The organism is Microbacterium sp. TPD7012 (assembly GCF_003075395.1).
In the GTDB taxonomy this organism is placed as follows: domain Bacteria; phylum Actinomycetota; class Actinomycetes; order Actinomycetales; family Microbacteriaceae; genus Microbacterium.
Genome location: NZ_QDFV01000009.1, coordinates 92605 through 111608 on the forward strand (window position 1 = coordinate 92605; position 19004 = coordinate 111608).

Annotated in this window: 20 protein-coding genes; 9 read left to right on the forward strand and 11 right to left on the reverse strand. The window is 67.2% G+C overall.

What is annotated here, in order from left to right; genetic code table 11:
• Positions 1 to 3 precede the first annotated feature (3 nt).
• Positions 4 to 1041, forward strand: a complete 1038-nt coding sequence (locus DC434_RS18770; RefSeq protein WP_116636835.1) for a quinone-dependent dihydroorotate dehydrogenase — start codon at positions 4 to 6, stop codon at positions 1039 to 1041.
• On the opposite strand, the gene DC434_RS18775 is transcribed toward DC434_RS18770, so the two are convergent.
• Entirely contained in the window at positions 1016 to 1588 is a 573-nt protein-coding gene (locus DC434_RS18775) for a DUF3043 domain-containing protein (RefSeq protein ID WP_116636836.1), read from the reverse strand. The two genes, DC434_RS18770 and DC434_RS18775, sit on opposite strands and share 26 nt — an antisense overlap.
• Before the next feature lie 46 nt (positions 1589 to 1634).
• Here DC434_RS18775 and DC434_RS18780 point away from each other — a divergent pair, with 46 nt between their 5' ends.
• The 5 genes from DC434_RS18780 to DC434_RS18800 all read left to right on the forward strand — a co-directional run bounded on the left by DC434_RS18780 (position 1635) and on the right by DC434_RS18800 (position 6666).
• On the forward strand, positions 1635 to 3056 hold the full coding sequence (locus DC434_RS18780) for a dipeptidase (protein ID WP_116636837.1): 1422 nt from the start codon (positions 1635 to 1637) through the stop codon (positions 3054 to 3056).
• Positions 3057 to 3127: 71 nt separating this feature from the next.
• The gene (gene erpA / locus DC434_RS18785) at positions 3128 to 3496 is read left to right on the forward strand and encodes an iron-sulfur cluster insertion protein ErpA (protein ID WP_116636838.1); all 369 of its coding nucleotides are present in this window, start codon (positions 3128 to 3130) and stop codon (positions 3494 to 3496) included.
• A 98-nt stretch (positions 3497 to 3594) separates the two neighbouring features.
• Positions 3595 to 4491, forward strand: coding sequence for a cytochrome c oxidase subunit II (gene coxB, locus DC434_RS18790; RefSeq protein ID WP_116636839.1), 897 nt, complete (start codon positions 3595 to 3597; stop codon positions 4489 to 4491).
• An 84-nt stretch (positions 4492 to 4575) separates the two neighbouring features.
• A complete protein-coding gene (ctaD, locus tag DC434_RS18795; protein WP_116636840.1) occupies positions 4576 to 6228 on the forward strand; it encodes a cytochrome c oxidase subunit I in 1653 nt (550 codons plus the stop codon).
• A 3-nt stretch (positions 6229 to 6231) separates the two neighbouring features.
• Positions 6232 to 6666 (forward strand): cytochrome c oxidase subunit 4, encoded by a 435-nt coding sequence (locus DC434_RS18800; protein WP_116636841.1) that lies wholly within the window; start codon positions 6232 to 6234, stop codon positions 6664 to 6666.
• Positions 6667 to 6730: 64 nt separating this feature from the next.
• Here DC434_RS18800 and DC434_RS18805 read toward each other — a convergent pair whose 3' ends face one another.
• The 7 genes from DC434_RS18805 to DC434_RS18835 all read right to left on the reverse strand — a co-directional run bounded on the left by DC434_RS18805 (position 6731) and on the right by DC434_RS18835 (position 12541).
• Positions 6731 to 7150 carry a rhodanese-like domain-containing protein gene (locus DC434_RS18805; protein WP_116636842.1) on the reverse strand — a complete coding sequence of 140 codons (420 nt, stop codon included), beginning with the start codon at positions 7148 to 7150 and terminating at the stop codon, positions 6731 to 6733.
• Between the two features lie 84 nt (positions 7151 to 7234).
• Complete coding sequence (locus DC434_RS18810) at positions 7235 to 7747, reverse strand: GNAT family N-acetyltransferase (protein WP_116636843.1); 513 nt, start codon at positions 7745 to 7747, stop codon at positions 7235 to 7237.
• A complete protein-coding gene (locus DC434_RS18815; RefSeq protein ID WP_116636844.1) occupies positions 7744 to 8157 on the reverse strand; it encodes a RidA family protein in 414 nt (137 codons plus the stop codon). Before DC434_RS18815 ends, DC434_RS18810 begins: the two co-directional genes overlap by 4 nt.
• Positions 8158 to 8238: 81 nt before the next feature.
• Positions 8239 to 10053 carry a cytochrome bc complex cytochrome b subunit gene (locus DC434_RS18820; RefSeq protein WP_116636845.1) on the reverse strand — a complete coding sequence of 605 codons (1815 nt, stop codon included), beginning with the start codon at positions 10051 to 10053 and terminating at the stop codon, positions 8239 to 8241.
• A complete protein-coding gene (locus tag DC434_RS18825) occupies positions 10050 to 11126 on the reverse strand; it encodes a Rieske (2Fe-2S) protein (protein WP_116636846.1) in 1077 nt (358 codons plus the stop codon). Before DC434_RS18825 ends, DC434_RS18820 begins: the two co-directional genes overlap by 4 nt.
• A 36-nt stretch (positions 11127 to 11162) precedes the next feature.
• On the reverse strand, positions 11163 to 11963 hold the full coding sequence (locus DC434_RS18830) for a c-type cytochrome (RefSeq protein ID WP_116636847.1): 801 nt from the start codon (positions 11961 to 11963) through the stop codon (positions 11163 to 11165).
• Positions 11964 to 11983: 20 nt separating this feature from the next.
• On the reverse strand, positions 11984 to 12541 hold the full coding sequence (locus DC434_RS18835; protein ID WP_243409015.1) for a heme-copper oxidase subunit III: 558 nt from the start codon (positions 12539 to 12541) through the stop codon (positions 11984 to 11986).
• Between the two features lie 288 nt (positions 12542 to 12829).
• Between DC434_RS18835 and trpD the strand changes: the two genes are divergently transcribed.
• Both trpD and DC434_RS18845 read left to right on the forward strand, forming a co-directional pair.
• The gene (trpD, locus tag DC434_RS18840; RefSeq protein WP_116636849.1) at positions 12830 to 13900 is read left to right on the forward strand and encodes an anthranilate phosphoribosyltransferase; all 1071 of its coding nucleotides are present in this window, start codon (positions 12830 to 12832) and stop codon (positions 13898 to 13900) included.
• A 1-nt stretch (position 13901) separates the two neighbouring features.
• Positions 13902 to 14888, forward strand: a complete 987-nt coding sequence (locus tag DC434_RS18845) for a PHP domain-containing protein (protein ID WP_116636850.1) — start codon at positions 13902 to 13904, stop codon at positions 14886 to 14888.
• Positions 14889 to 14901: 13 nt separating this feature from the next.
• On the opposite strand, the gene DC434_RS18850 is transcribed toward DC434_RS18845, so the two are convergent.
• The 3 genes from DC434_RS18850 to DC434_RS18860 form a co-directional block, all read right to left on the reverse strand.
• A complete protein-coding gene (locus DC434_RS18850) occupies positions 14902 to 15846 on the reverse strand; it encodes a 5'-3' exonuclease (RefSeq protein WP_116636851.1) in 945 nt (314 codons plus the stop codon).
• Between the two features lie 29 nt (positions 15847 to 15875).
• Positions 15876 to 16571, reverse strand: coding sequence for a hypothetical protein (locus DC434_RS18855; RefSeq protein WP_116636852.1), 696 nt, complete (start codon positions 16569 to 16571; stop codon positions 15876 to 15878).
• Positions 16572 to 16675: 104 nt separating this feature from the next.
• Complete coding sequence (locus DC434_RS18860) at positions 16676 to 17206, reverse strand: hypothetical protein (RefSeq protein ID WP_133192839.1); 531 nt, start codon at positions 17204 to 17206, stop codon at positions 16676 to 16678.
• 237 nt (positions 17207 to 17443) lie between these two features.
• Here DC434_RS18860 and rpsA point away from each other — a divergent pair, with 237 nt between their 5' ends.
• Positions 17444 to 18898 (forward strand): 30S ribosomal protein S1, encoded by a 1455-nt coding sequence (rpsA, locus tag DC434_RS18865; protein ID WP_116636854.1) that lies wholly within the window; start codon positions 17444 to 17446, stop codon positions 18896 to 18898.
• The last annotated feature ends 106 nt before the right edge of the window (positions 18899 to 19004 follow it).

Here is a 19004-nt window from a genome sequence, read left to right on the forward strand (position 1 = left end):
GGGATGTATCCGCTGCTCTTCCGCGCTGTCCTCTCGCGCTTCGATCCCGAGTTCGCCCATCACGCCGGCATGGCGGTGATCCGCGTCCTCGGGACGCCGCCGTTCTCCGCGGCGACCCGCGCGATGACCCGCCCCGAGCCGTCGCTCCGCGTCGAGGCTCTCGGGCTGACCTTCCCGTCGCCCTTCGGCATCGCGGCGGGCTTCGACAAGAACGCCGTCGGCGTGCGCGGTCTCGCAGCGCTCGGCTTCGGGCACGTCGAGGTGGGCACCGTGACGGCGATCCCGCAGGACGGGAACCCCAAGCCGCGACTCTTCCGCCTCATCGCGGATCGCGCCGTGATCAACCGGATGGGCTTCAACAACCAGGGCGCGGATGCCGTTGCGCGCCGTCTCGCGAAGCTCCGCCGCGGCGCGCCCGATACGGTGATCGGCGTCAACATCGGCAAGAGCCGGGTCGTCGAGGTCGAGGACGCGACCGCCGACTACGTCGCCTCCGCCACGAGGCTGGCCCCGCTCGCCGACTACCTGGCCGTCAACGTGTCGTCCCCGAACACCCCGGGTCTGCGCGGTCTGCAGGCCGTCGAGACCCTCGCGCCCCTGCTCCGTGCGGTGCGCGAGGCATCCGGCTCCACGCCGCTGCTCGTGAAGATCGCGCCCGACCTCCCCGATGAGGAGATCGCCGCGATCTCGCGGATGGCCGTCGACGAGGGGCTCGCCGGCATCATCGCGCACAACACCACGATCAGCCGCGACGGCCTGCTCACGGATGACGCGACCGTCGAGGCCGCGGGCGCGGGTGGTCTCTCGGGGGCACCTCTCAAGCAGCGCTCGCTCGAGGTGCTCCGCGTCGTGCGCGGCTCCGTGCCCGCCGACTTCTGCGTCATCGCCGTCGGCGGCGTCGAGACGCCCTCCGATGTCCAGGAGCGACTGGATGCCGGAGCGACCCTGGTGCAGGGCTACACGGCGTTCCTCTACCGCGGCCCGTTCTGGGGCCGCGAGCTCAACAGGGGACTGGTCAGTCGGGGTACTGTCCGCGCTTGACCTGCGGCTTCGGCAGACGCATGAAGCGCATCTGCAGGGCGCGCATCGCGGCGTACCAGCCGAGACCGCGCTCCATCCGCTCGGCGCCGAACTTCGCCGCGACCTTGCGCTTCACCCGGAAGCCGAGCAGGATCATGCCGCCGATCGCGATCACCAGGTAGCCCATCATCACGATGTAGGCGTAGAAGGAGATCGCGAGGTTGGCGGGGATGAGAGACGCGAGGATGACGAGCACCATGACCGCCATGACGAACTCGGCGGGGTGCCAGCCGGCATCCACGTAGTCCCGCACCCAGCGGCGCTGCGGACCCTTGTCGCGCGCCGGGAGGAACTTCTCCTCACCCGCGGCCATGCCGGCCTGGGCGCGTGCGCGACGCTCGTTGAGCTCGGCGCGGGCGGCGGCCTTGGCCTCCTTGGTGTTGGCGACCAGGGGACGGCGACGGGCCGCCTCCTGCTCCGCGCGGGTCGGCGTCGCACGACCCTTGCCGACGGCTGGCGTCTCGGAGGCGTCGTCGTTCGTCGAAGGGGAGACAGGGGTAGTGGCCACGAGATTCCTCGGTTCGCTGAAAAGAGATCACCTTAAGATTACTCGCATGACCTCTTCTGCTCATCCCGCTCCGTCGACACCGCCCAGCGAATCCGAGGCGGCCGTCCTCGAAGCGGTCGCGACGGGCATCCCGTCGGCCCTGTCGGATCTGGGACACCTGGTCCGCATCCCCGGGATGGCCTGGCCGGCCTTCGACCAGACGCAGCTGGAGCGGAGTGCGGATGCCGTGGCAGCCCTGGCGAAGGACACGGGCGTCTTCGACGAGGTGCGCGTGCTGCGGGCGGCGATACCCGGCACCGACGAGCACGGGCAGCCCGCCGTGCTGGCCACGCGCGCGGCGCGCAACGGCAAGCCCACGATCCTGCTCTACGCGCACCACGACGTGCAGCCACCGGGAGACGATGCGCTGTGGGAGACCCCGCCGTTCGAGCCGACGGTGCGCGACGGTCGTCTCTACGGACGCGGCGCCGCGGACGACAAGGCGGGGATCATGGCGCACATCGCGTCGATCCGGGCGGTCAGCGAGGTGCTGGGCGACGATCTCGACCTGGGCATCGCGATGTTCATCGAGGGGGAGGAGGAGTACGGCTCCCGCTCCTTCGCGCAGTTCCTCTCCGACAACAAGGACGCGCTGCGCGCCGACGCCATCGTCGTCGCCGACTCGGGGAACTGGGACTCCGTCACCCCGGGACTCACTGTCTCGCTGCGCGGCAACGCCCGCTTCACGGTGCGCGTGCGCACGCTCGACCACGCATCGCACTCCGGGATGTTCGGCGGCGCAGCGCCCGATGCGATGATGACGACCGTCCGGATGCTGTCGACGCTGTGGAACGACGACGGCTCCGTCGCCGTCGAGGGGATGACCGAGCGCGATGCGCCGACGCCCGACTACAGCGAGGAGACGCTCCGCGACGAGGCGGGGCTGCTCCCCGGCACGACACCGATCGGGAACGGCACGATCCTCAGTCGCATCTGGAACAAGCCGTCGGTCACGATCATCGGCATCGATGCCACGAGCGTCGCGGAGGCGTCCAACACGCTGCTCCCCGAGGTCACTGTCGTGATCAGCGCACGCGTCGCCCCCGGGCAGACGGGGGAGGAGGCCTACGCGGCGCTCGAGCGTCACCTGCGCGCCCACGCGCCGTTCGGAGCGGAGCTCGAGTTCTCGGACGTCGATCTCGGCAACGGGTTCCTGGTGGACACCAGCGGATGGGCCGTCGCCCTCACGCGCGACGCGATGCGGGACGGCTACGGCGTCCCTCCGGTCGACCTCGGCGTCGGCGGATCGATCCCGTTCATCGCCGACCTGGTGCGGGAGTTCCCGACCGCGCAGATCCTGGTCACGGGGGTCGAGGACCCCCACTCGCGGGCGCACAGCCCGAACGAGTCCCTGCACCTCGACACGTTCCGGCACGCCGTCGCGACCGAGGCGCTGCTGCTCGCGCGGATGAACGCGCGCGACCTCTGAGCCTTCCGGTCCGACCGGCGGTAGAATTACCGGGAACGCCGTGCCCCTGCGGCCCCGTGACAAGGAGCGACATGAGCGACACCACACTGACTTCCGCTGAGACCACCACCCGCGCGCACGGCATCAGCCTCACCGACGCCGCCGCGGTCAAGGTCAAGAACCTCCTCGAGCAGGAGGGTCGCGACGACCTGCGTCTGCGCGTCGCCGTGCAGCCCGGCGGATGCTCGGGTCTGATCTACCAGCTCTACTTCGACGAGCGCTACCTCGAGGGCGACGAGACCGTCGACTTCGACGGCGTCGAGGTCATCGTGGACAACATGAGCGTCCCGTATCTCGACGGTGCATCCATCGATTTCAAGGACACGATCTCCGAGCAGGGATTCACGATCGACAACCCCAACGCGGCGGGCAGCTGCGCGTGCGGCGACAGCTTCCACTGATCCGAACGACCCCCGCCAACCTGCGTGGTTGGCATGAATCAGGTGTGAGGTTGCCCTAGACTTGGGGTGTGCCCTGTCCGCAATCTGAAAGGTGCATCGTGCCCTCGAAACACCGCCTTCGTTGGGTCGCTCTCCCCTTGGGAGTGGCGGCAGCCGTGGTCCTGGCGGGATGTACCACCACCGAGTTGAACGGCTACCTCCCCGGCTTCATCGAGGGTGAGGCTGCGGCCACCAACCAGACCGAGCGGGTCTCCTCCCTCTGGGTGAACTCCTGGATCGTCCTGCTCGCCGTCGGCATCATCACCTGGGGCCTGATGGCCTGGGCCGCGATCGCGTACCGCCGCCGCAAGGGCCAGACCGGCCTGCCGGTGCAGATGCGCTACAACATGCCGATCGAGATCTTCTACACGATCGTGCCGCTCATCCTGGTGCTGGGAATGTTCTTCTTCACGGCGCGCGATCAGACGGAGATCGAGGCGAAGTGGGACGACCCCGACGTCGAGATCACCGCGATCGCCAAGCAGTGGGCGTGGGACTTCCAGTACGACGCCGAGTCCGACGACGACACCGTCTGGACGATGGGCATCCAGGCCCAGCCCGACGCCGAGGGCAACATCGACCAGGCGCAGCTGCCCACGCTGGTGCTGCCGGTCGACAAGAAGGTCACGATCGACCTGCGGTCGCGCGACGTCATCCACTCGTTCTGGATCATCGACTTCCTCTACAAGAAGGACATGTTCATCGGGGCGGACAACTCCTGGTCCTTCATCCCGACGCGTGTCGGCGAGTACGCCGGCAAGTGCGCCGAGCTCTGCGGCGAGTACCACTCGATGATGCTCTTCAACGTGAAGGTCGTCGAGCAGGACGAGTACGACGCCTACCTCGAGTCGCTCAAGGAGAAGGGCAACACGGGAGACATCACGGACGAGTACGACCGTCTCTCGAACCTCCCCGGAACCACGCCGAAGAACGACTCCGAGGAAGGAGAGGAGTAAGCCATGTCGACCACTGAAGCCCCCCGTACCGATGAGGCCCCTCGCTCTCGACCCACCGCTCTGCCCGCCCGCCAGGCCGCTCTGATGAGTTCCTCGCGCGTGGAGCAGAAGGGCAACATCGTCGTCAAGTGGATCACCTCCACCGACCACAAGACCATCGGGTACATGTACCTGATCGCGTCGGTGCTGTTCTTCCTCCTCGGCGGTGTGATGGCCCTCGTCATCCGCGCCGAGCTGTTCGCTCCGGGAATGCAGATCATCCCGACGAAGGAGCAGTACAACCAGCTCTTCACGATGCACGGCACGATCATGCTGCTCATGTTCGCGACCCCGCTGTTCGCGGGCTTCGCGAACGCGATCCTGCCGCTGCAGCTTGGTGCCCCCGACGTCGCGTTCCCGCGTCTGAACGCCTTCGCGTTCTGGCTGTTCCTGTTCGGCTCCACGATCGCTGTCGCCGGCTTCCTCACCCCGCAGGGCGCGGCATCCTTCGGCTGGTTCGCATATCAGCCGCTCGCCGGAGCGTCGTTCACGCCCGGCGCCGGTGGAAACCTCTGGATGGTCGGACTCGGGATCTCCGGTTTCGGAACGATCCTCGGTGCCGTGAACTTCATCACCACGATCATCACGATGCGCGCCCCCGGCATGACGATGTGGCGCATGCCGATCTTCTCGTGGAACACGCTCATCACGAGCCTCCTCGTCCTGATGGCCTTCCCGGTGCTCGCTGCGGCGATCTTCGCGGCAGCCGCGGACCGCATCCTGGGCGCGCACATCTACGACCCGGCCAACGGCGGCGTCCTGCTCTGGCAGCACCTGTTCTGGTTCTTCGGGCACCCTGAGGTGTACATCATCGCGCTGCCGTTCTTCGGCATCGTGTCGGAGATCTTCCCGGTGTTCAGCCGCAAGCCGATCTTCGGGTACAAGACGCTCGTCTACGCGACGATCGCCATCGCAGCCCTCTCCGTCGCCGTGTGGGCGCACCACATGTACGTCACGGGATCCGTGCTGCTGCCGTTCTTCGCCCTGATGACGATGCTCATCGCAGTACCGACGGGTGTGAAGATCTTCAACTGGATCGGCACGCTGTGGCGGGGCTCCGTGACCTTCGAGACGCCGATGGTCTTCGCGCTCGGCTTCCTGGTCTCGTTCGTCTTCGGCGGACTGACCGGTGTCATCCTCGCGGCGCCGCCGCTGGACTTCGCGCTCTCGGACTCGTACTTCGTCGTCGCGCACTTCCACTACGTCGTGTTCGGCACCGTGGTGTTCGCCATGTTCGCCGGCTTCTACTTCTGGTGGCCCAAGTGGACCGGGCGGATGCTGAACGAGCGTCTCGGCTACGTGCACTTCTGGATGCTGTTCATCGGCTTCCACATGACCTTCCTCATCCAGCACTGGCTGGGTGTCGACGGCATGGTGCGTCGCTACGCGGACTACTCGGCGGCCGACGGATGGACCTGGCAGAACCAGGTCTCGACGATCGGTGCGATCATCCTCGGCGCTTCGATGCTGCCGTTCTTCCTGAACGTCTGGATCACGGCGCGCAAGGCGCCGAAGGTCACGGTCAACGACCCGTGGGGATATGGCGCTTCGCTCGAGTGGGCGACGTCCTGCCCGCCGCCGCGTCACAACTTCACGTCGATCCCGCGCATCCGCAGCGAGCGTCCGGCCTTCGATCTGAACCACCCCGAGGCGGCCGAGTTCGCGACCACCGCGCCCGGCGAGCGAGAGGCCCACTAAGTCATGCGCGACAACGTCATTCTCTGGTGGATCCTGACCGCCTTCTTCGCCCTCGTCGGCGTCGTCTACACCGGCTGGCACATCCTGGCGACACCGAACGACAACTTCGCGCTCCGGATCGAGTGGGTCGGCACGGTCGCGCTGTTCTTCGCCGCCTTCATGGGCGCGATGATCGCGTTCTACCTCGACCGTACGCACAGCGCCCAGGGCGGTGAGCTTCCGGAGGACATCCTGACGGCAGACATCGACGACGGCGATCCTGAGCTCGGCGAGTTCAGCCCGTGGTCGTGGTGGCCGATCGTGCTCGCGGCTTCCGCCGGCGTCTTCGTCGTCGGGCTCGCCGTCGGACATTTCCTGCTCCCGATCGGACTCGCGATCTTCGTGGTCGCGATCGTCGGCTGGGTGTACGAGTACTATCGCGGGCACTTCGCACGCTGACACACATCCAAGAAGGCCCCCGGATCGCTCCGGGGGCCTTCTTCGTGCGTCGAGCGGTGGACGGTCAGGCGCGGGTGCGGATGCGAGCGATACCGGTGAGTGGATCGACGGGGCGGTGGTGCACGCCGTCGGCATCCTCTACGGGATAGCCCTCGCGTACCCAGTACTCGAAGCCGCCGATCATCTCGCGGACGCGATAGCCGAGCTTCGCGAACTCGAGGGCGCCTTTCGCGCCGGCGTTGCAGCCCGGGCTCCAGCAGTACACGACGACCTCGGCATCCTCGGGGATCTCCTTCGGAGCTCTCGTGGCGATCTCGCTGTAGTGCATGTGCACTGCGCCCGCGACGCGCCCCTGCGCCCACGCCTCGTCGGAGCGCACGTCGATCACGACGAGTTCGTCTCCGGCCTTGAGGGCGGCATGCACATCACTGGCGTCGGTCTCGTAGGAGAGCTTGGCTGCGAAGAAGTCGGCGCGATCGATCATGCCCTCAGCCTAGGCGGGCGGCGTCGCCACGCAGCAGCGCATTACCGCCGTCTGCCGCCGGAATCGCGCCACGCTCCGGAGCGATCAGAACGCGATGGTCATCTGCACGCGTCGGCCATGCGCGGAGAGCTGCAGGGCTTCCTCCGTGGCGATCAGCCGCCGGTGGAACGCGGAGTCGGGCTCGCTCTCCACGAAGCCGCAGGAGGCGTAGAACGGAGCGTTCCACGGGACGTCGGCATAGGTCCGCAGAGTCACGCGCTCGTGGCCGCGCTCCCGAGCTTCGTCCAGCGCTGCGCGCACGAGTCGCCGGCCGATTCCGCGTCGTCCGTGTGCCGGGTGCACGGAGAGCTGCTCCAGGTGCGCGTGCCCGTCGATCTCGAGGACGTGCACGAAGCCGACGGCGACGGGAGGCGCGGCATCCTCCACGACCTCCGCGACGAGGAGGAAGCCGGGAAGAGCCGACCGCTCTGCGTCCGTAGCCGGAGGAGGCCAGTCGGCCGCGTCGAAGCGCTGGATGAGGAGACTGTCGGCGGCGGCTTCGATCTCCGAGATCGTTGCGGCGTCCGCCGGCCGACTGTGGCGCACCGACGTCGTCACGGCTGCTCGCCCCGGACAACGGCGACGGCCTCGATCTCCACCAGCTGGTCGCGGTAGCCGAGCACCGTCACTCCGAGCAGCGTGCTCGGAACATCGTGCTCACCGAATGCGGCGTGCACGACATCCCAGGCGTCGACGAGATCGGCCTGATCAGACGACGCCACGAGCACGCGTGTGCTGATGACATCCGTGAGGCCAGCACCGGCGGCTTTCAGCGCCTCGTTCAGGGTCTGCACGCACTTCGCAGCCTGCGCGGCGTAGTCGCCGGGCGCGGCGGTCGTACCGTCTTCGTTCAGAGGGCAGGAGCCTGCGAGGAAGATGAAGCGAGAGCCGGCCGGCGCGGTGGCCGCGTACGCATAGGGGGCGTCCGCGAGAGAGGCGGCACGGATCAGCTGTACGACGGAGGACACTCGTCGATCCTTTCACAGCAGCGAGAACGATGAAGGCCCCGTCCGGATCGGACGAGGCCTTCATCGATGGGGGAGTGGCGACTACTCGCCCTCCTCCGACTTCTTCTTGCGCGGCTTCTTCACCGGCTCCGTCGCGATCACGGTGCTGGGCGTGTTCGCCGTCTCCTCGACGTGCGTCTCGCTGGCGACGAGCGGTGCATCCGGTGCTCCCGCACGCTCATGAGCGCCCTGGATCTCGGCTGCCTCGGTCTCCTCGTTGTGAGCCGTGACGTGGTGCTGGTGCGAGTCCGCCTCGTCGACCTCTGCCTGCGTGAGCGGGGCGAGACGGTCTTCGAAGAACCACCGCGAGATCGACGAACGGAGGTTCTCGGTCCAGGGGATGCGGCCCTTGGCGTTCGGACGGACGACCAGCGGCTCATAGCCGTCGACGTCGATGAGCTTCCAGCGGTCGTACTCGTCGACCGGCTGGTGCACCTCGATGAACTCGCCACCGGGGAGGCGGACGATGCGTCCGGACTCGTAACCGTGCAGCACGATCTCGCGGTCCTTCTTCTGCAGCGCGATGCAGATGCGCTTGGTGACGAAGTAGCCGAGGACGGGGCCGACGAAGAGCAGCGCCTGGAGGGTGTGGATGACCCCTTCCATCGTGAGCATGAAGTGCGTCGCGATGAGGTCGGAGGAGGCTGCAGCCCACAGCACGGCGTAGAAGATGACGCCGGCGACGCCGATGGCGGTGCGGGTCGCCGCGTTGCGGGGACGCTGAGCGATGTGGTGCTCGCGCTTGTCGCCCGTCAGCCACGCCTCGAGGAACGGGTAGATCGCCACGACGACGATGAACAGACCCAGGACCGCGACCGGGAGCAGGATGCCGAACGACCAGGTCCGATCGAAGAGCACGAGGTCGAGGTTCGACGGTGCGAGTCGGAGGGCGCCGTCGGCGAAACCGATGTACCAGTCCGGCTGCGTTCCAGCCGAGACGGGGGACGGGTCGTAGGGACCGTACGCCCAGATCGGGTTGATCTGGAAGAACGTCGCGATCAGCACGATCGTGCCGAACACGATGAACAGGTATCCGCCCATCTTCGACATGTAGACCGGCATCATCGGGTAGCCGACGACGTTCTCGTTCGTGCGACCGGGGCCGGCGAACTGCGTGTGCTTGTTCACGATCATGAGCATCAGGTGCACCACGATCAGCCCGATCACGAGCAGCGGCAGCAGCAGGATGTGCAGCGTGTACAGGCGGCCGACGATGTCGGTGCCGGGGAACTCGCCGCCGAACACGATGAACGACGTCCAGGTGCCGATCAGCGGGATGCCCTTGACCATGCCGTCGATGATGCGGAGGCCGTTGCCCGACAGCAGGTCGTCGGGGAGCGAGTAGCCCGTGAAGCCCTCGGCCAGCGCCAGGATGAACAGCACGAAGCCGATGACCCAGTTGAGCTCGCGCGGCTTGCGGAACGCACCCGTGAAGAAGATGCGGAGCATGTGCACGCCGATGCCGGCGATGAACACGAGCGCAGCCCAGTGGTGGATCTGGCGGACCAGGAGGCCACCGCGCAGGTCGAACGAGATGTGCAGCGACGACTCGAGGGCCGCAGACATCTCGATGCCACGCATCGGGGCGTATGCGCCGGTGTAGTGGGTCTCGACCATCGAGGCCTGGAAGAAGAACGTCAGGAAGGTTCCGGAGAGGAACACGACCACGAAGCTCCACAGCGCGATCTCGCCGAGCATGAACGACCAGTGGTCGGGGAAGATCTTGCGACCGAGCTCCTTGACGAAGCCCGAGAGGCTGGTGCGCTCATCGATGTAGTTCGACGCGGCTCCCACGAAGCGGCCGCCGAGGGGCGCCTTCGTGTCCTTGTCGTCCTTGGACAGCGTTGCGGTGCTCAATGGCGCTCCCAGAAGCTCGGGCCGACGGGTTCCGTGAAGTCGCTGCGTGCGACCAGGTAGCCCTCGTCATCGACGGTGATGGGCAGCTGCGGCAGCGGGCGGGCCGCCGGGCCGAAGATGACCTTTGCGTGGTCCGTGACGTCGAACTGCGACTGGTGGCACGGGCACAGCAGGTGGTGCGTCTGCTGCTCGTACAGTGCCACAGGGCATCCGACGTGCGTGCAGACCTTGGAATAGGCGACGATGCCGTCGTAGGACCAGTCCTTGCGGTCCTCGGCCTCGATGAGCTGCTCGGGGCGGAGGCGCATCATCAGGACGATAGCCTTGGCCTTCTCCTCGAGGTAGCCGTCATGGTGGCTGAGCTCTGCGAGCTCCTCGGGGATCACGTGGAACGCGGAGCCGAGGGTCACGTCGGCGGCCCGGATCGGCGTGCCGTCGGGGTCACGGACGAGGCGCGAGCCCTCTTCCCACATCGTGTGCTTGAGCAGGGCCACCGGGTCGCCCGCGGTGGGGTCGTCCGGCGTGGAGTGCGGAGCCAGTCCGCGGAAGAGCGTGACGCCGGGGATGATGGAGGCGACGACCGCGGCGAACAGCGAGTTGCGGATCATGGAGCGGCGCCCGAAACCGGACTCCTCGTTCGCGTCGGAGAACGCCTTGATGGCCGCTTCGCGCGTCGAGTCCTTGCCCCGCGTGGGGTGGCGGTACTCGATGTGCTCCTTGTCGGACATGAGCGCCTTGGACCAGTGGATCGCACCGATGCCGAGGGCCAGCAGCGCGAGAGCGATGCCGAGTCCGATGAAGAGGTTGTTCTGCCGGATGTCGATGAGCGCGCCGCTCTCGATCGGGAACAGCATGTAGGCGGCGACCGCCCAGATGCTGCCGGCGAGCGAGAGGTAGAACAGGGTGTAGACCGTGCGGGCCGCGTTCTTCTCGGCGCGCGGGTCCTTGTCGGTCATCCGCTCGCGGTGCGGCGGCAGTCCCGGGTTCTGCACGGGATCGCTGACTGCGACACCCAGCCCCGGAGAGGGCTGGTAGGCCCTGTCAAGAGCCTGCGAGTCGTCGTCGTGTGCCATGGTGCTCCTCGTACGTTCCTCTTCGATGAATAAGCGTCAGTTGGACTTCGCCGTGATCCACACGGTGACGGCGACGAGCGCGCCGATACCGAAGATCCACACGAAGAGACCCTCGGAGACCGGTCCGAGGTTGCCGAGCGAGAAGCCGCCCACCGGCACGGCCTGCTGCTGGAAGAGCAGCGCCGAGATGATGTCGCGCTTGTCCTCGTCGGACAGGTTCATGTCGCCGAAGACCGGCATGTTCTGCGGTCCGGTGACCATCGCGGCGTACATGTGCAGCGCGCTGGTCTCGGTCAGCGCCGGAGCGTACTTGCCCTCGGTGAGGGCACCGCCGGCAGCCGAGACGTTGTGGCACATCGCGCAGTTCACGCGGAAGAGCTCGGCGCCGTTGGCGACGTCGCCCTTGCCGTCGAGCGTGTGCTCGCTGGGGTAGGTGGGGCCGGGAGCGACCGACTGGATGTACGACGCCATCGCGAGGATCTGGTCCTCGGTGAACTGCGGCTCCTTCTGCGGCGCCTGCGGTCCCTGCATCTGCAGCGGCATGCGGCCGGTGGAGAGCTGGAACTCTGCCGCGAGCTCGCCGACGCCGTAGAGGCTCGGTCCGTTCGCGGTGCCCTGGAGGTCGAGTCCGTGGCAGGTGGCGCAGTTCGCCGTGAACAGCTTCTCGCCGTCCTCGACGGTCAGCTGCGTCGCCGCTGTCGGCGTATCGGTCGCCGCGAACGCGGCTGACGCGCCGGCGTACACGGCGCCGGTGATCATGAGGCCTGCTCCGATGAGCGCGGCCGCCGCCAAAGGGCTGCGACGACCGCCAGAACGGCGCTTCTTCTCTCGTGCCATCTCGGGGATCAGCTCCGCTCTTATTTCAGGAAGTAGATAACGAGGAACAGCACGATCCAGACGACGTCGACGAAGTGCCAGTAGTAGGACACCACGATCGAGGAGGTCGCCTCCTTGTGCCGGAAGTTCTTGACGGCGTACGCACGGCCGATCACGAGCAGGAACGCGACGAGTCCGCCGGTGACGTGCAGGGCGTGGAAGCCGGTCGTCAGGTAGAACGCGGAAGCGTACGAGTCGGCATTGATCGGCATGCCTTCAGCGACGAGCTGCGCGTACTCCCACACCTGGCCCGAGACGAAGATCGCGCCGAGAGCGAAGGTGAGGAAGAACCACTCGACCATGCCCCAGCCGAACAGTCGACGACGACCGGCGCCGTTCTTCTGTCCCTTGTCGAGCCTGTAGGGCTGCAGGTCCTCGGCCGCGAACACACCCATCTGGCAGGTGAACGAGGAGAGCACGAGGATCGCGGTGTTCACTGCGGCGAAGGGGACGTTCAGCAGGTCGCTGCGCTCGGCCCAGAGCTCGGGGGAGGTGCTGCGGAGAGTGAAGTAGATCGCGAAGAGTCCCGCGAAGAACATCACCTCGCTGCCGAGCCACACAATGGTGCCGACAGCTACCGGGTTGGGCCGCTTGATCGTTCTCGCCGCCGGGGCATACGTCGCTGAGGTCGTCACCCTTCCATTATGGCCGATCCTCGGGGGTGATTCTCGCACCGGAGGGCCTCGTTTTGCCCTTCAGGGACTTAGGGGACCCTAAGAAAACACTGCGAATACCCGGTGAATACGCGGGAAACGGCGGATGCCCACGCGATGGGTGCGCGCCCGGAACCGTCTGCACGTTTTCTCGGCGCCGATAGGATCGCACACATGGCTGATTCCCTGACCTGGTCCGATGTGCTCACCTCTCTGCTGGAGCGCCGCGACCTCACGGTCTGGGAGTCCACGTGGGCGATGCGGCAGATCATGCAGGGGAGCGTGACGGAGGCTCAGCTCGCCGGGTTCCTCATCGCGCTGCGCGCGAAGGGCGAGACGATCGATGAGATCGTCGGCTTCCGCGATGCGATCCTCGAGGCCGCGGTTCCGCTCCCCGTCTCACCGAACGTGCTCGACATCGTCGGCACGGGCGGCGACCGCGTCGGCACCGTGAACGTGTCGACGACGGCAGCGATCGTCATCGGCGCCACGGGAGTCCCCGTCGTCAAGCACGGCAACCGGGCCGCGAGCTCGGCATCCGGTTCCTCCGACGTCCTCGGGGCGCTCGGGCTGGAGCTCTCGCTCGACCCCGCGGCCGTGGCATCCATCCTCGACCGCACCGGCATCACGTTCGCGTGGGCGGGAGCGTTCCACCCCGGCTTCAAGCACGCGGGTCCGGTGCGCGCCGAACTCGGCGTGCCGACCGTGTTCAACATGCTCGGCCCGCTCTGCAACCCCGCGCGCGCCGAGGCGAACGCGGTCGGCGTCGCGCAGATCGAACGCGTCCCCCTGATCACCGGCGTCTTCCGTACCCGTGGCGCGACCGCGCTCGTGTTCCGGGGCGACGACGGGCTCGACGAGCTCACCACCACCGGGCACAGCCGGATCTGGGAGGTCACGCGCGGAGATATCCACGAGCATGACCTCGATCCCCGTGATCTCGGCATCCCGCTGGCCGATCTCGCAGATCTGATCGGCGGGTCGCCGCAGCACAACGCCGAGGTGCTCCGCCGCACGCTCGCGGGCGAGACCGGGGCGGTGCGGGACATCGTCCTGCTCAATGCGGCGGCCGGCATCGTGGCGTTCGAGCTCTCGCAGGACGCGACGCAGGTGCAGCGCCCGATCCTCGAGCGGCTCCGCGAAGGGTACGAGCGGGCGACCGCGGCCGTGGACGATGGCCGCGCCCTGGCGAAGCTCGATCAGTGGATCGGCGTGAGCCGCGAACTGGCTGCTGCCGAGGGCTGACATGGATCCCGTCGACGCACTGCTCGAGATCGCCTCTCTGCTGGAGCGCGAGCGGGCGTCGCGGTATCGGGCCAAGGCGTTCCGCCAGGCGGCGCAGACCCTGCAGGACCTGCCGGACGACGTCCAGGCGGATCCGACCCGGCTCCGAGCAGCTCGCGGTATCGGCGAATCCACCTTCGCGGTCATCCGACAGGCGCAGTCGGGCCAGGTGCCGGACTATCTCGTGGAGCTGCGCGGCGATGTCGAGCCGGAGATCGTCTCCGAGCTGCGCGCGAAGCTGCGAGGAGATCTGCACGCCCACACCGACTGGTCCGACGGCACGACCTCGATCCCGGTGATGGCGGCGGCCGCGCGGGCGCAGGGGCACGAGTATCAGGCGATCACCGATCATTCGCCGCGGTTGCGCGTGGCGCGTGGGCTGTCTGCCGAGCGACTTCGTGAGCAGATGCCGTTGGTGAGAGCGGAGTCCGGAGACGGCTTCACGCTGCTCGCCGGGATCGAGGTCGACATCCTCGACGACGGTGGGCTGGACCAGGAGGACTCGCTTCTCGCTGAGCTCGACATCGTCGTGGCCTCGGTGCATTCCAAACTGCGCATGGATCGGCGGCCGATGACAGCGCGGATGATCGCGGCGGTGTCGCACCCGAGGGTCAACGTGCTCGGGCACTGCACGGGACGCCTGGTGCAGGGCGACCGGGGGACGCGTCCGCAGTCGGAGTTCGACGCCGCCGCGGTGTTCGCCGCCTGCGCGGAGAACGGCGTCGCGGTGGAGATCAACTCCCGGCCCGAGCGGCAGGATCCGCCGGACGAGTTGATCGCGATCGCGCTGGAAGCCGGATGCCTGTTCTCGATCGACTCCGATGCCCATGCGCCGGGGCAGCTGTCGCTTCTCGATCACGGTGCCGAGAGGGCCGAGCGCGCCGGGGTCCCCGCGTCGCGCATCGTCACGACGTGGGGCCTCGAGAGACTGCTGTCCTGGGCCGAGTGACGCGAGCCGGTGATCAGCCGGCTGCGAGGGCCGCGTTCGAGACGGCTGCCACGGCGCGAGTCATCGACCCGCCGAGGTTCCACTTGTCGGCGAGGACTGTCGCAGCGTCGGCCTCGGCGGGATCCAGCGCGTGCAGCGGGATGCTCGGATCGTTGATGGGCAGAGATCTGGCGACGGCGACGACGGTCGGCGCGACGTCGAGGTAGGCGGTCGAGGCGAGGATCTTCGCCCGCACGCCGGCGCTCATCCCTTCGCCGGCTTCGGCGGCGGCTCGGATGCCTTCGAGGTCGGCATGAGTCTGCAGCAGGGTGGCGGCGGTCTTGTCGCCGACGCCGGCGACGCCGGGCAGTCCGTCGGAGGCATCGCCGCGCATCGTGGCGAAGTCCGCGTACTGCGAGGGCAGCACGCCGTACTTCGCGACGACGGTCGCGTCGGTGACGATCTCGAGATTGCTCATGCCCTTGGCCGTATAGATGACCCGCACGTCGCGCGCGTCGTCGACCAACTGGAAGAGGTCGCGGTCACCGGTGACGATGTCGACCGGGATGGCGGAGTTCGAGGCGAGTGTTCCGATGACGTCATCGGCTTCGTGTTCTGCGACACCGATGATCGGGATGCCGATGGCTCCGAGCGTCTCGCGGATGAGCGGGATCTGCGCCTCGAGCGGATCGGGGACCTCTTCGACGTCGGGGCCGGCCGGCACGACCTCGACGACGCGGTGCGCCTTGTAGCTCGGGATCAGGTCGACGCGCCACTGTGGACGCCAGTCGTCGTCCCAGCAGGCGATCACGTGCGTGGGCTCGTACAGGGTGACGAGCTTCGCGACGATGTCGAGCAGACCGCGGGCCGCGTTGATGGGGGAGCCGTCGGGTGCCTTCACCTTGTCGGGGACGCCGTAGAAGGCGCGGAAGTAAAGGCTGGCGGTGTCGAGCAGCATGAGGCGGTCGGCGCGGGGCATGGACTCAGAGTAACGACGACCGTCGACGTTCAGCACCCGGGTGCTGCGGGTTGCTCGGCGCAGGTGCGGGCGACGAGGGCGGTGTGCGCCTCGAAGATGCGGATCTGCTGCGTCGGGCCGTCTATGGTGAGCTGGCCCGCGACGGGGAACCATCCGACACCCAGATCGACCTCGGCCGTGTAGCGGACCGTGACACCGGCCTCGTAGGTGCCACGCTCGCGGTAGGTGTGACTGGTCGCCGTCGGGGTGAACGACGCCTGACCCAGCGCCGTCCAGGTCTGACCGCCGGTGGCTGAGGAGGCGGCGTCGCCGTCTCCATACCGGAAGTCGAAGCCGACCGGCGTGAAGCGCACGGTCAGCGGGAGCCCGAAGAGCGCGCCGGTCCGCGTGTGGACGGATGCCGCGGCCACGAAGTTCGTCGGCATTCCGGCGACGCCGAGGTTGTCGGGCTCGCCCACCGTCACGACGGGTTCCGGTGCGAACTGTGCGAGATCCGTGAGCGTGACCGCAGGGATCGCGGGCTCCTCAGTGACCTCTTCTGCATCTTCCCGCGCGCGGAAGCAGCGGTTGTAGCTGTCCCAATCGGTGATGCACGAGTCGAGGCTGAACTCCTTGGGCGGGTACCAGGGGCCTCCCTCGGCGTCGTCGTAGATCGGGGAGTCGCCGCCGTCCTGTTCTCGCGTTCGACTGCCGACTGCGGTGAGCGAATCCGTGTTGTTCGACACCCACGCGCCCTCTATGCCGGTCTGGGGTGGTGGGTTCTCCGGGGTTTCAGCAGCACCGGCGCCTGTCGAGGACAGGATCACAAGCGCAGCGAGCAGCTTTGCGACTAACACTCGAATCCTTCGGCCGGGATCATGGAGACGATAGCGAGCCCGGTCTCAGTGGCAGCAGCGGTGAACTCGGCTTCGAGTGGTTGACGAGGTGGGCGATCATCAGGCACCACCGACTCACCCGACGAATCAAAGATCTCGACTTCGGAGACATCTAGACATAGCCGAGCTACGACCGTCCTACCCGCGAACGACTCCGGGGTGAACGTATCGAAGGTCGATCGACCAGTGCGAGTGAGCCCTTTCGCGTGAAACTCGCTGTAGTTCTCTCGAGCCGCGGCGGCTGCGTCGTCTTGGAGCCACTCGAATACCGGCTCAAAAGTCGCGGGCACGGCTAGATCCGTGGAGTTGGTTGCGTCCACATAGGCCCGGTAGGTTTCCTCCGCCGCGGCGAAGGCCTCCTCCTCCGTCGCGAACGCAGCTGTCGGGGTCGGCGTGGGCGTAGGCGAGGGGGAGCAACCCACGACCAGCGTCGACAGCAGTGCGAGCGCGATGACCGGGGTGAGAACATGGCGGTGGTGATTCACCCGCACACGGTAGCCCGAGGGGGCAGAACGCCGCTCGAGTTTTCCACAGGCCACGGGGGCGAAACCGAATCCCACCGGCATCCGGACTTCTGATAACCTGAGATGTCACTCGTGGCGTGCCTACGCATGCCCTCGTGTCATGCACACCAAAATCCAACCGCTGGGAAGCATGCAGTCGGCCGTGCGCGGCCTTTGCGTCTCAGCCTGAGACTCCATCCAACAAGGACAACCCACTACATGACTACCGCAACGACCGCCCCGGCCACCAAGCAGGTCGCCATCAACGACATCGGATCTGCTGAGGACTTCCTGGCCGCGGTCGAGAAGACCCTGAAGTTCTTCAACGACGGCGACATCATCGAAGGCACGATCGTCAAGATCGACCGCGATGAGGTTCTGCTCGACGTCGGATACAAGACCGAGGGCGTCATCCCCTCGCGCGAGCTCTCCATCAAGCACGACGTCGACCCCAACGAGGTCGTCAAGGTCGGCGACGAGGTCGAGGCACTCGTTCTCCAGAAGGAGGACAAGGAAGGCCGCCTGATCCTCTCCAAGAAGCGCGCTCAGTACGAGCGTGCCTGGGGAGACGTCGAGAAGATCAAGGAGAACGACGGCGTCGTCACCGGTACGGTCATCGAGGTCGTCAAGGGTGGGCTCATCGTCGACATCGGCCTCCGCGGCTTCCTGCCGGCTTCGCTCATCGAGCTGCGCCGCGTCCGCGACCTCACGCCGTACCTCGGCCAGGAGATCGAGGCCAAGATCCTCGAGCTCGACAAGAACCGCAACAACGTCGTCCTCAGCCGCCGTGCGCTGCTCGAGCAGACGCAGTCGGAGTCGCGCACCACGTTCCTGAACAACCTGCACAAGGGTCAGGTCCGCAAGGGTGTCGTCTCGTCGATCGTCAACTTCGGTGCGTTCGTCGACCTGGGTGGCGTGGACGGCCTCGTGCACGTCTCCGAGCTGTCCTGGAAGCACATCGAGCACGCCTCCGAGGTCGTCGAGGTGGGCCAGGAGGTCACCGTCGAGATCCTCGAGGTCGACCTCGACCGCGAGCGCGTCTCCCTGTCGCTGAAGGCGACGCAGGAGGACCCGTGGCAGGTCTTCGCCCGCACCCACGCGATCGGTCAGGTCACGCCGGGTAAGGTCACCAAGCTCGTTCCGTTCGGTGCGTTCGTGCGCGTCGCAGACGGCATCGAGGGCCTCGTCCACATCTCCGAGCTCTCCAGCAAGCACGTCGAGCTGGCCGAGCAGGTCGTGTCGGTCGGCGAAGAGGTCTTCGTCAAGGTCATCGACATCGACCTCGAGCGTCGCCGCATCTCGCTGTCGCTGAAGCAGGCCAACGAGTCGGTCGACCCCAACGGCACCGAGTTCGACCCGGCCCTGTACGGCATGCTCGCCGAGTACGACGAGAACGGCGAGTACAAGTACCCGGAGGGCTTCGACGCCGAGACCGGTGCGTGGAAGGAAGGCTTCGACACGCAGCGCGAGGCATGGGAGCAGGAGTACGCAGCGGCTCAGGCTCGCTGGGAGGCTCACAAGGCTCAGGTCACCAAGGCGGCCGAGGCCGAGGCAGAGGCCGGCGCCGACTTCGGCGGCCAGGTCTTCTCCAGCGAGGCGACCGGCGCAGGCACCCTCGCCGACGACGAGGCACTCGCGGCTCTCCGCGAGAAGCTGTCGGGCGGCAACGCGTAAGCATCACGCTCTGAGACGGGCCGTCACCTCTCCTTCGGGAGGGCGTGGCGGCCCGTTTCGCATGCCCGGGGCCCGGGATTCCCTGCGTGACGGAACATTACGACGG